Source organism: Butyricimonas sp. (assembly GCF_019423355.1).
Classification (GTDB): Bacteria; Bacteroidota; Bacteroidia; order Bacteroidales; family Marinifilaceae; genus Butyricimonas; species Butyricimonas faecihominis.
This window is the reverse complement of sequence record NZ_JAHZBP010000002.1, coordinates 251,242-262,889: the sequence shown is the minus strand read 5'-3', so window position 1 is coordinate 262,889 and position 11,648 is coordinate 251,242. Positions and strand designations below refer to the sequence as shown.

The 11,648-nt window shown below is 38.8% G+C and carries 18 protein-coding genes; 14 read left to right on the top strand and 4 right to left on the bottom strand.

Going from position 1 to position 11,648, the window contains the following annotated elements; genetic code table 11:
• Positions 1–6: 6 nt before the first annotated feature.
• The 4 genes from QVC79_RS03805 (at position 7) to QVC79_RS03790 (ending at position 2,267) form a co-directional block, all read left to right on the top strand.
• The gene (locus tag QVC79_RS03805) at positions 7–267 is read left to right on the top strand and encodes a type II toxin-antitoxin system HicA family toxin (protein WP_270593671.1); all 261 of its coding nucleotides are present in this window, start codon (positions 7–9) and stop codon (positions 265–267) included.
• Between the two features lie 14 nt (positions 268–281).
• Positions 282–626: a type II toxin-antitoxin system HicB family antitoxin gene (locus QVC79_RS03800; protein ID WP_270593674.1), complete on the top strand. Its 345-nt coding sequence runs from the start codon at positions 282–284 to the stop codon at positions 624–626.
• A gap of 13 nt (positions 627–639) precedes the next feature.
• Complete coding sequence (locus tag QVC79_RS03795; protein WP_270593676.1) at positions 640–768, top strand: hypothetical protein; 129 nt, start codon at positions 640–642, stop codon at positions 766–768.
• Positions 769–869: 101 nt separating this feature from the next.
• Entirely contained in the window at positions 870–2,267 is a 1,398-nt protein-coding gene (locus QVC79_RS03790) for an ATP-dependent nuclease (protein WP_270593679.1), read from the top strand.
• A 145-nt stretch (positions 2,268–2,412) separates the two neighbouring features.
• Here QVC79_RS03790 and QVC79_RS03785 read toward each other — a convergent pair whose 3' ends face one another.
• From QVC79_RS03785 to QVC79_RS03770, 4 genes are all read right to left on the bottom strand, one after another.
• A complete protein-coding gene (locus tag QVC79_RS03785) occupies positions 2,413–3,054 on the bottom strand; it encodes an MAE_28990/MAE_18760 family HEPN-like nuclease (RefSeq protein WP_270593680.1) in 642 nt (213 codons plus the stop codon).
• On the bottom strand, positions 3,035–4,156 hold the full coding sequence (locus tag QVC79_RS03780) for a GmrSD restriction endonuclease domain-containing protein (RefSeq protein WP_270593682.1): 1,122 nt from the start codon (positions 4,154–4,156) through the stop codon (positions 3,035–3,037). The genes QVC79_RS03785 and QVC79_RS03780 overlap by 20 nt, the downstream gene beginning before the upstream one ends.
• Positions 4,157–4,566: 410 nt before the next feature.
• Positions 4,567–5,019 carry a hypothetical protein gene (locus tag QVC79_RS03775; protein WP_270593683.1) on the bottom strand — a complete coding sequence of 151 codons (453 nt, stop codon included), beginning with the start codon at positions 5,017–5,019 and terminating at the stop codon, positions 4,567–4,569.
• A gap of 45 nt (positions 5,020–5,064) precedes the next feature.
• On the bottom strand, positions 5,065–5,730 hold the full coding sequence (locus QVC79_RS03770; protein ID WP_270593684.1) for a S24 family peptidase: 666 nt from the start codon (positions 5,728–5,730) through the stop codon (positions 5,065–5,067).
• 247 nt (positions 5,731–5,977) lie between these two features.
• On the opposite strand from QVC79_RS03770, the gene QVC79_RS03765 reads away from it, so the two are divergent.
• The 10 genes from QVC79_RS03765 (at position 5,978) to QVC79_RS03720 (ending at position 11,622) form a co-directional block, all read left to right on the top strand.
• A complete protein-coding gene (locus QVC79_RS03765; protein ID WP_270593686.1) occupies positions 5,978–6,175 on the top strand; it encodes a hypothetical protein in 198 nt (65 codons plus the stop codon).
• 7 nt (positions 6,176–6,182) lie between these two features.
• Entirely contained in the window at positions 6,183–6,503 is a 321-nt protein-coding gene (locus tag QVC79_RS03760) for a hypothetical protein (protein ID WP_270593687.1), read from the top strand.
• A gap of 10 nt (positions 6,504–6,513) precedes the next feature.
• Positions 6,514–6,708, top strand: a complete 195-nt coding sequence (locus QVC79_RS03755; RefSeq protein WP_270593689.1) for a hypothetical protein — start codon at positions 6,514–6,516, stop codon at positions 6,706–6,708.
• 18 nt (positions 6,709–6,726) lie between these two features.
• The gene (locus tag QVC79_RS03750) at positions 6,727–7,545 is read left to right on the top strand and encodes a Lin1244/Lin1753 domain-containing protein (RefSeq protein WP_270593690.1); all 819 of its coding nucleotides are present in this window, start codon (positions 6,727–6,729) and stop codon (positions 7,543–7,545) included.
• The gene (gene dnaB, locus QVC79_RS03745) at positions 7,514–8,905 is read left to right on the top strand and encodes a replicative DNA helicase (protein WP_270593692.1); all 1,392 of its coding nucleotides are present in this window, start codon (positions 7,514–7,516) and stop codon (positions 8,903–8,905) included. Before QVC79_RS03750 ends, dnaB begins: the two co-directional genes overlap by 32 nt.
• Positions 8,906–8,981: 76 nt before the next feature.
• Complete coding sequence (locus QVC79_RS03740; RefSeq protein WP_287642439.1) at positions 8,982–9,224, top strand: hypothetical protein; 243 nt, start codon at positions 8,982–8,984, stop codon at positions 9,222–9,224.
• 70 nt (positions 9,225–9,294) lie between these two features.
• Complete coding sequence (locus tag QVC79_RS03735) at positions 9,295–10,035, top strand: phosphoadenosine phosphosulfate reductase family protein (RefSeq protein WP_270593695.1); 741 nt, start codon at positions 9,295–9,297, stop codon at positions 10,033–10,035.
• Positions 10,036–10,272: a hypothetical protein gene (locus tag QVC79_RS03730; RefSeq protein ID WP_270593696.1), complete on the top strand. Its 237-nt coding sequence runs from the start codon at positions 10,036–10,038 to the stop codon at positions 10,270–10,272.
• A 248-nt stretch (positions 10,273–10,520) separates the two neighbouring features.
• A complete protein-coding gene (locus tag QVC79_RS03725; protein WP_270593697.1) occupies positions 10,521–10,736 on the top strand; it encodes a hypothetical protein in 216 nt (71 codons plus the stop codon).
• On the top strand, positions 10,720–11,622 hold the full coding sequence (locus QVC79_RS03720) for a tyrosine-type recombinase/integrase (RefSeq protein WP_270593698.1): 903 nt from the start codon (positions 10,720–10,722) through the stop codon (positions 11,620–11,622). Before QVC79_RS03725 ends, QVC79_RS03720 begins: the two co-directional genes overlap by 17 nt.
• Positions 11,623–11,648: the final 26 nt, after the last annotated feature.

The following is an 11,648-nucleotide window of genomic DNA, read 5'->3' as shown; positions in this document are numbered from 1 at the left end:
AAGAACATGGGAACTAAAGAAAAGTTGGTTGAACGTTTTAAAAAACTACCTAAAGATTTCACTTACGAGGAAACTCTAAAATTACTATCTATTTTTGGGTATTATGAGCATAATAAAGGAGCGACTTCGGGGTCTCGGGTGCGATTTAAAAATGAACAAACAGGGCAGTATATCGATATTCATAAACCCCATCCGGGTAGTATAATGAAGGAGTGGATGATGAAAACGGTATATCAACATTTGAAAAGTAATGGTTTAATAAAATAGAAACGGGGAAAATTATGGATTACTTGGAATACAGAGGTTACAAAGGGTCTGTCGAGTATAGTAAGGCTGATAATTGTCTTTTTGGAAAGGTACTCGGGATGAGTAAAGATTTAATTCTTTACGAGGGGAATACTATAGATGAGTTAAAAGCAGATTTTGAGGCTGGTATTGATAATTACATTGCAGGTTGTGTGGCTGATGGGATTGAACCTCGTAAGCCTTATAGTGGGACTTTGAATATTCGAATTTCACCAGAAATTCATAGTAAAATTGCCATGCTTGCACAGGAAGCTGGGACTACTATAAACGGGTATATCAAACAAGCTTTAGAAGAGCAACTTAAATTAGCACATCAATAAGAAGTGGGCTATTATGGGTTTGAAAGAAATCAGTAAGGATATTTACAACGTGGCTGCATGGATGGATGAACAATACGGCAAGCCTGGTAGTCCTGAGCGTGAAGAGTTTCGTAAAGAGGCTTATGTCTACTACGTAGAGTAGTGGTTTGCTATCTTATTTAAATATATACTGCACTTATTGTGAAAATAATATGGGGTTTTGAATGATTGATATAATAAGGGTCGAAATATAATTTAATAAATATGATAAAAAAAATAACTTGTAAAGGGTATCGAGGATTTAAAATAGCACAAACTTTAGATTTAGCAATTCCTAATGGGGAAAGGGGAAGTGGTCTAACTGTATTGATTGGACCTAATGGTGGTGGAAAATCAACATTGGCAGAATGTTTTTCTAAGTTGGCTGCTAATAATGTGTCTTTTACTGATGGTAAGAGAAATAAATTGGCTGGAGATAAAGTTGAGCTTAGGGTTGAGTATGGTGATATATCTCCCTTTGACGAAAAAAAATTAACACTAGCAACAATAAACGAAGGGGGAAGTGAAGTTACATGGAGTAATGATCATGCCGATAAACCTAAAATATATTATTTACCTTCACGAAGGGTATTTAATCCGTATTTTGGAAAAGGAATATGGGATAGAGAAACTTTTATTCGTAACCCTGAAGATACTCAATTTAGGGGTAAAACGTTAGATCATTTTACTTATAGATTGTTTGATGCGAGTAAAAAAGCTAAAGATTTTAATAAAATTTTTTGGAAGGTGTTAGGAAAAAAACTAGAGTGGACAATCGATCAAAGTGATACTCAAAATTATTATGTGAAAATCAAGAAAGATGACAACGTTTTTCATAATTCTGATGGCTTGGGGGAAGGTATTGTCAGTTTACTTTTTATTGTTGATGCCATTTTTGAAGCTAAATCAGATGAATTGATTGTGATAGATGAGCCAGAACTCAGTTTGCATCCTCAATTACAAGCACGTTTGCTAGAAGAAATTTTGGAAACAACCCGTAAGATACAAGTTGTTATTTCGACGCACTCTCCCAATATGATATCTATAGATGCTGCGGGTAATGGAGGTGTAATTGCACGGATCTATGAAAAAGATAAAAGTTCTATGATTTCTTGTATTGATGATAAGTGTAGAAAATATTTTAAAGCATATATGGGTAATATAAATAATCCTCATATTATAGGAAACGATGCTCGTGCGTGTTTTTTTGCGGAAGATGGATATATAATAACTGAGGGTCAAGAAGATGTTATGCTTTATCCTAAAATCTTAAATGAATTAAATATTGAAGGATATATTCCATTTTTTGGTTTTGGTGCAGGTGGTGCGAGTTCTATAGAACAAATTGCGTATATATTGAAATGTCTTGGATTTTCTCGTATTGGGGCCATTTTTGATGGAGATAAGCAAAAAGATTACGAGAAGTTTGTTCAGACTTATAGCGATTGTGATTATAAAGCTTGGATTATTCCAGCTGATGATATAAGAAATAAAAGGGCAATATGTAAGGCATTTAAATCTGGATTATTAAATGATAAACATAAACTTAGACCTGAAGTTGATAAAGAAAAATTGAAAAAAATGTTTAATGATATATTGGAGTTTTCAAAAATACATAATTGATATTATTATAAGATTATCTCTAAATAAAAGAAAGTAAGGTGATTTTTATTCCAATTTGTAAGTAGAAGAAATATAAGAATCCCTTTGTTTTGACCTAATTCATTGTACAAGGCAAAATCAAAGGGATTTATCTTAAAGAGAACGATTAGTAGCTGATATGTTTAGTTTTGTAATACTTTTTTTGTATGGCAGAATTTATAATTTCATTCTTGTAAATTTCGCTGTATTTTATGACAAAATCAAATACTTCCTCAAATTCAGAATAATCAATGTTACGGAATTCCCCGTGAGCAATTTCATTGCGTTTACCTAAGAGATTTGCATCGATGAAGTTAGCTCTTGTTTCATAATGAGTGTAATTTAAATCTAGTAGAAACATGATTTTTTTTAAGACATTTGATTTTAAATTTGATTCGGTGTCAATGTTTTGTGGCATTTTGCATCGGGATGTTGTGTCGTTTAAAAATTGGATAATTGTATAACATTTGTCTACATCATTCGCTTTTATAATTCTATCAAATATAGATAATGTCAATAAATTTAAAGATATGTCTGATGGTTTTAATTTTAATGATGATAAATATGACAAATAAAATCCTGAAGCTTCTTTTATGAAACCTTCCCAATGTGCATACACTAATGCAATTCCTGCTCTTGTTAAGGGTTTCTGGAGAAGAGAGCCTTTGTTTCTTTCTGTAATTAGTTTGTAATCAATTAACTCTTTTTTTCGCCAAGATAATGCTTCATCAAGTTTTCCCAAAAGCTCTTCAGTTGTTCTTATTTTCATGGTGGAATCCCTTTCGTCCTAATGGTAGTGTTTTAAGTAATCTTGAAGCAGCATTGGCCCCAGCCCATCTAGGCCCGTTTATTGTTGTTTCAATCCATATTTCTTTGATATCCTTTTCAATATCTTCGGGGGAAATAGAATGTCCCTGTTCAATGTTATAACCAATTCCCAATGCAACAATTTCAAATGCGGAAACTAAAAATCCTCCTGAAAATTTCTCTTTTGTACTATCATATCTTTTGAAACAATCTCCTTTTGTACAGAGTAATAATGAGAATGTTTCTTGAAAAATTTTATATTCCTTTTCCCAATCAATGCCTTTATGTATTAATTCTAATATTTCTGTATTTAAAAAAGCACCAAAATCAATTATTCCTTTTAATTTGTCAATTTCGATGTTTTTTAAAACTAGAAATCGTGTAATTAATTCTAAATCATATTGTTCAATTATGTTGTTGTCGCTAATTTGAATACATTCTTTAAAATTGTCATCATTAGCCATTTCTCTCATATGGTTAAAGGCTTCCTTGTCGTTCATAACAATTAAGCAACTTCTAACTTCTTGATCTGTCAAAGAGGAGCCTCCAGTGTTTAGCCTTTGAAATAGTTCGTACTTGCTAGTTTCATCGCTTTCTTTTTGTATTATTGTGAAAGATAGTTTTTCTCTTTTGAAGTATCTTCTTAAAGTATCTGTAAAATACTTATCCCCTTCGGATGTCGCAGTCCCAAATTCTTTTGCTTCTAATGAAGGTAATAATTCAGTTTTTTCTAATACGAGGGGTTCTATTAGTTCTTTGTTGTCATTTTTTAAAACGCCAACGAAATTCAATATTGTAGAGAGTCTTTGTAAGCCATCAACAACATCCCAAACTCCATCTTTCCTTTGTGCAACAAAAATAGGAGGGATTGGGATATGCAATAGGATTGATTCAATGAGTCTTGTTTTCTGTATTGTACTCCATCGATAAAAACGTTGAAATTCTGGATGTATATCCAGTTCTTCTTCATTATACATATTAATGATTTCTCCAATAGACATGGGGTAACTATCAGTACGAATTTCTTTACTTTTTTGGTTTATTTCTTCTTCTAATGTGCTCATATATAATGTATTTTTATGAAATGTGTAATCTTTGTTATGAATATTTTTATTGGGGATTGTGTTGTTTTTTTTATTTTATAGTTATTTTGCTTTCGTATTCTTAGGTAGTATATTCTAAATATTAATATATAGTTTTAGTAAATGATAAGAATTAATTGCGATAAAGATTTTAACAATAAATATTGTATTGATTTTATAATATTTCGTGTTTAAATAGAATTGATTAACCTACCTGCTAATACTAGCTACGGTCACGGTTAACGCCTAATTGAATATCTAATATTGGGTAATAAAACGATTTAGACCCTTTCTCTTTGTTGATAGATTCCTAGTAATATTATAATCTTCTTGATCTGATTCCTGTACGATTTTGACACATATGTGGAGATTCGCATTTTGATCATTAATTGCTAGAATCGATACGTTAGAGCTAAGCCTCTCTTTTTATCTTTAAATGATAGTCTTTTGGTTATGGCGTATCCTCCCGAAAAATCTCTTTTTACGCTAGTTAAGCAAAGTATGCACCCAAGGACACCTATGCCTCCTCCAATATAGTTTATTAGTCGTTGATCTTTACGTAACTTTTCTATTTTGTCAGCATCTTTTTCGTCATTAATTTTATCTAATATTGCCGCATTACCAATTCCAATAACTCCAAGGCCAATACCGATTGTAACGGAACCGGCGACAAGAAATCTTTGATCGATGTACACGGGGTTTTCCTTTTTCCGTTTTTCTTTGTTTTCCTTTTTTAAACTTGTTTTTGTCTTCTCGTTAGAGTATAGCGGGTCTGAATTGTTTTTTTGTGCATGGCACACGTTTATACACAAAGACACGATTAATAGAATAAATAATTTTTTCATGATCCCCCAGTTTTAATTTGTTATTGATAAATATCTAGTTATTGTTTATGCCCATCTGTTAATACTTGCCACGGCCACGACTAACGCCCAATCGTGAATATCTAATATTGGGTAATAAAACGGTTTAAAGCCTTCTTCTTTATTGAATGATTCTAATAACACGTAGCCTTCTCGATCAGACTCCTGCACGATCTTGACCATAACGCCCTCGGAGGTTGCTAAAGCATAAACTTCACCGTACCGAACTATACCGGAACGGCATTTTACACACCCAATGTAATCACCTTCCTTGACACTTCGATCCGGGTAGTCACGGTTGATCATACTTCGTCCCTTGGCTCGAATCGTGAAATCTGCGCCTTCCATGCTTGGGATATTATAAACGGGACACTCTTTTCTCATCACTGCAATATCAAACCCTTGTCCCGGTCCACAAAATGCCTCAACTGATTCAATGTGAGGAATGCCAGAACTTGTATTTTCAGCATGAGGAATGCTGGGGTCTTCTTTCAGCATTTCGCCTTTTCCTGTTTGTAACCAAGCTATATTTAATTCTGGGTATTTCGTTGCAATTTTGGTTATGATGGCAGTGCCGATTGAGCCTTTATTATTATTTATATATCCATTAGAGATACCAACAAAAGCTTCAAATTTGTTCTGTCCAATATTTAGATATTTCAAAAATTCTAATAATCGATCTTTTGCATTCATTTTATAGATTATATTCTGTGTGTCAATACTAGTGCTACTAAACTATATTTATGTATGTTCTATTTGTTTCAGTTTGCGAAACTATTATCTATAATCATTCTAAATATTTCATATTATAGATTATAATCGTTTAAATATTTTGTTTTAACGACGATAGTCTATAATATTGCATCATGATTAATCACAAAACGGCTTCCAAAACGGAAACTGAAACAATAATTTTCAAATGTACTAATATTTTTAAGCTATGACAATTTATAAAGCAAGAATTTTATACGACAAAGGGGTTATTCAAAAACTGGCGAAACATTTTAGCGTGTCAGATCACACGGTACGCAACGCTTTGCGTTTCGTGACAGAGGGAGAACAACCGGATGCAATCAGGAATGCTGCTATCAAATATTATGGTTGCGTGATGACCAAGAAGCCGGTAATGACTAGATAATGTTATCATGACCCAATCTGAATACACCGCACAACAGCTTAAAGAAATTAAAGCTGCTCTAGACAAAAGGGTGGCAGACGTGAAACTTTCCGTCCATGAAACCCTTGTCCAAAGAGGTGATGCTGCCCCGTTTATTTCTAAAGCTAAAGCTTACAAAATATACGGGAGGGATATTATTGATAATTGGATAAAATGGGGGCTTCTTCCCGAGGTCAAGGATGGTGATCGGAATTACATGATCCGGTTGGAAGTTGCCCGGCTTATCGCTTTATCAGAGAGAATGAACAGGTGCGAGTTTTACCAGCACGAGCGAGAATCTGAAATTTAAAACCAAGCTTATGGAAAAAGGAAAGAACGTGAAACGAGATTTACGAGAGGAAATGTTTCGTCAAAAGTATTATAACGAGAAGCCAATAAAAGGATATAATCATCTGACGGGAACGCTTGATGCTAAAATAACGCCGGATTCCCATGAGGTTCACGTTATACAGGTGAGCCCAGAGGTTCGTTCTTGGTGTGAATGTGAGTATTAAATAATTTAACAAATAAACATGAGTAAGGATGCTTATTATTTCACGCATGACAGTAACGCCAAGGATGACCCGAAATGTGCCTTGTTGATCGACCAGCTAGGAATGGAGGGGTACGGTATCTACTGGATGCTAATAGAGGTGTTGAGAGACCAGCCGGATTATAAATATCCATTGGCATTATTACCCTCTTTGGCGAGGAAATATAATACCACCCCTCAAAAAATTGAGGCGGTTGTTAGGGGGTACCAATTATTTGCGGTCGAGGGTGGGGTCGTGTTTATGAGCGAGACTTTGGTTCGGAGAATGAATGCTTGGGAAGAAAATAAGACAAGGCGTTCATTAGCAGCTAAAAAGGCTATTGAAAGTCGGTGGAATAAGGTTAAAGAATTACCCTTAAAATGCGAACGTAATACGAACGTATTACAATCGAATTACGAAGTTATACTAGAAGAGAAGAATAAAGAAGAGAAGAATAAAGAAATAAATAAAGAAACTTCCCCTCGATCCCCTAAAGGGGAAGTTGATCTAGTTTCCTTGAAAGATCAATTTGAAATATTCCGGAAACGTTACCCCGGGACGAAGAGGGGACTTGACACGGAATTTAACGAGTTCGTGAAAAAATACAACGGGCACGTGACCGAGATCGTCCCGTTGTTACTCCCCGCACTGGAAAACTTGATGAGATGGCGGGAGCAAGCGGCCAAACGTGGCGAGTTCGTTCCCTCGTTCGCTAACTTGAAAACGTGGATCAACCAGCGCAGGTGGGAGACAGAGTACCCGGTAGAATCTTTAAACACGATAGACGATGAACACAAGACAAGCGTTAAATTCGATTGAGGAACAAATCTTGCCACGGGCGATAGAACTGGAGAAGGCAGTACTGGGCGCGATCATGGTGGAACCCGATGCCCTAGCTCGTGTTTCCTCGATCTTGAATCCCGATTGTTTTTACGAGCCGGTGAACCGGGAAATTTACAACGAGATCACACGGTTGTACTCGTCAAGCAAGCCCGTTGATTTACTCACGGTAGCGGAGGGGATGACTGGGAACAATGTGTTGAGCGATAACGGGGGTGTACATTACCTTGCGGGGTTGACGAACCTCGTGGCGGGTGTGACCAACATCGTGGAACACGCCCGTATCGTGAAACAGCGTTACCTAGCGAGAGAGGTGATAACGATTTGCGAGAGGTTGAAACAGGTGGCACGGGACACGACAATAGACGTGGCGGAGGTCGTGGATAGATTTAACGGGGAATTGGACCGGGTGAACGCCATCGTGGCGGGAGAGGGTGGAATGAAGCACGTTGGTACGATCGTGGCAGGAGCTTTACGAGCTTACGAGACCCGGGAGGAAAACAGGAAGAAGGGAATATTCACTGGAGTCCCGTCTGGATTCGTGGAGCTTGACGAGCTGACGAACGGGTGGCAAGGGGGACAGTTCATCGTTATCGGGGCACGCCCGTCGATGGGGAAAACTGCGGTGGCGTTGCGGATGTTGAAGACCGCGGCAAAACACGGGGTTTCCGCCTGCATGTATTCCCTTGAAATGTCCGACGTTTCACTTGCTAACAGGTTGTTGCTGTCAGAGTGTGATATTTCTGTCGAGCGATTCCGGGGCGGGGAGTTGAGCGAGGACGAGGTGTTGAAGATGCACCGGGCCGCCGGGGTTATCGAGAAGTTACCCGTTTACATCGACGACAAGCCCTCCGTGACGATAAACTACATCCGTAATCACGCCCGGCTCATGCACAAGCGTGGGAAGTGCGGGTTAATCGTGGTGGATTACTTGCAGCTCACGGGGAGCCAGGTCGATAACATTCGGAACCGGGAACAGGAAGTTTCTAACATCAGCCGCACGGCGAAGATCATCGCCAAGGAGTTGAATGTTCCTTTCATCATGCTCTCGCAACTTAACCGGGAGGCGGAGAAGAGATCGGACAAGAAACCGATGCTCGCCGACCTCCGTGAATCGGGTTCGATAGAGCAAGATGCCGACATCATTTGCCTCTTGTACAGGCCTGAATATTACAAGATAAAGGAGATCGAGTACGACAATAAATCTATTCCCTCGGCGGGAATCGGGGTGCTGATCGTGGCGAAACAGAGGGACGGGAAAACAGGGTACGTGTTTTTCCGGCATAACAAGGCTATGACGAGGTTCTACCCGTTTCAAGGTGAACAAAAGCCGTTTTGAGCCTCGATGGGAATTTTGACGGTTATTCGTGATCACATAAAGATAAAAAAGACTAGGATAATTAACAACATTGTTTGTGGCGATGATTGAGTTAACAAACCCGTCGGGAGTGTGCAAGGTCATGACTCCGGATGAATACGTGGAATTGTTGAATAAATACGTGATGACGCAATCTTTTAAGGCATGGAGTGATCGCCGGAACATCGCCGGGATGATCAAGCTAGGGGGAGAGATGAAGGTGAGTGGGTCTGCGGTCGAGATGTTCTTGAGAGAAAGCGGGTACACGATAAGCATGATAAAGGATGAAAGGGTACGATAAAAACAGGGACATGAGCGTGTTAAGTAACAAGATATTTAATTCAATACGTCTTCTCAGGAAAATGGAAAAAATGGCACTACAATATTCTCCTGATGGCTTCCATGTAGCTTTTAGTGGAGGTAAGGATTCTCAAGTGATCCATGAGCTTTGCCAGATGGCACACGTGAAATTCAAGGCGTATTTCTACAAAACATCCATTGATCCACCAGAACTTTTGGAGTTCATCCGTGCCAACTACCCGGATGTTATATGGTTAAAACCGGAGAAAACCATGTTCCAGCTTATCCTGCAAAAGAAGATGTTGCCCCTTAGGAACCGTCGGTATTGTTGCGATGTGATAAAGGAACGTAGGGGGTTAAACGAGGTCGTCGTGATTGGAATCAGGAAGGAAGAGAGTAAACGCAGGGCGAAAAGGAAGGTGTTCACGAATGATTGCAAGTTCGGTTGTGACAAGCCATTGCTTTCAATTATTCTTGATTGGACGACCTTGGAAGTTTTCGAGTTCCTTGAGAAAAGACGTTTACCAGTCTGTGAATTGTACAAGAAAATGGATCGGATTGGTTGTATTGGTTGCCCGATGAATTGCAAAAGCCAAAGGAAAGAGTTATTGATGTTTCCCAATCATCGAAAAGCGTACGTGAACACGATAGAGAGATTACGTGAAGAACACGGGAAATACCTCGATTTCGATTCGGCAGAAGATGCTTTTAGGTGGTGGTGTTCCGGGATAAGCAAGAAAAAATATCTTGCCGATAAAAAGCAATTAAAATTCCCGTATTGGGATGAAGTGATATTGACAAAGATAATTTGAATGATGGATAATCTAGAAACGTACACGAAAATAGTAACCTGCACCCGTTGCAGGGGTGAAGGTTACACTGAAAAATGGAACGATCTGGAACGAGAGTACGATCAGGTGGTTTGTTCCACGTGTGGGGGATTGAGAGTTTTGGAAAAAGTTGTAACAATAGAGTTTAGGAGAATTGAGAATGCCGGAAAGACCGAAATCCCTTCCACGGCCTTGGAGGTCCAAGGCCCGGGAGAATAACAAAATGCAACTTCGTCCCCGTAGCCATGATTTGTATCACACGGCCCGATGGACGAGGGAGAGTAGAGAATTTAGAAAGATGTTCCCGTTGTGTGTCAAGTGCCAAAAAGAGGGTCTGGTAACACCCGCGGAAGTTGTTGATCACATTATCCCGTTCCCGTTGTGTGATTTTTGGGATAAAACTAACTGGCAATCGCTTTGCCGGAAGCATAATATCGAGAAAGGTAACAAAGATAAAAGATTATTGCATGAAAGAGGTATTGTTGAGAATAATAGGAAAAATCCAACGTGAGCGGGTATTGAATAAATGCTACCCGAGCCACGTGTTATTCGTGAAGGATATTTTGTTCCCGTTGCGTGTCGAGGCAGTTAAAGCTTTGGAAGAACTTGAAAAAGAGGGAAAGATAAAGCATGATAGAACGGTTAACGATGAAGCTTATTTGATAAATGAAAGCGATCAGTGAATTAATTTGTGAGTTCCTGGGAGAGCAGGACGTGAACACGTTGAGCCGGAATACCTACAAGTGTGCGGTCAATCAGTTCCTTGTGTGGGTTGTGGTTTCGAAGCTTGATTTTTGGAAGATAAGAAGGTTTAATATCATCCAGTATAAAGAGCATCTGGTAAAATCCGGAAAGTCGTTGTACACGATTGATCTGTACATGACCGTGGTCCGTAAGTTGTTCCAGTGGTTAGAGGATCGGGGATTAACGAAGAATGTGGCTTTAGGTGTTCGGTCCCCCAAGAAGCGTAATGATTTTAGAAAGGGGTACTTGAAGATAGATCAAGTGAAAAGGCTTCTTGATTCAATTGATCAAGGTACAATCATCGGGAAGCGTGACTTCGCCATGATCTCACTCATGGTTCGGGCTGGTTTTCGGAGGGTGGAGATATGCCGGATGACGGTTGGAGACGTGAGGAACGAGGAGCAGATCACGATACGTTTGCAACGGAAAGGACATTTGGAGAAAGACGTGGAGGTCGGGATCACGAGTAAGATGCTGGAAGCCATTCATGACTACATTGTTTGTCGTGGTGATATAACCGAGTCTGATTACTTGTTTGTTTCTCATGCCCGGGGGTACAAGGAGGCCGAGCTAAACCCGGTGATGGTGTCCCGGATCGTGAAGAGACGATTGCGGGAGATAGGTTTGGATAGCAAGTTCCTTACTTGTCATTCTCTTCGTCACACGGCGGCAATTCTTTCCTTGAAAGCCGGGGCCACGATCTATGACGTGCAACAAATGTTAGGTCATGTTAGCATCGAAACCACTAAAATTTATTTAAGAGCCATAGAGGAAGAAACGAGGATAAATAACAGGGCAATTCACACGCTTGACGAACTGTTCTAAGAATGTCTTAAACGATTAAAAAACGG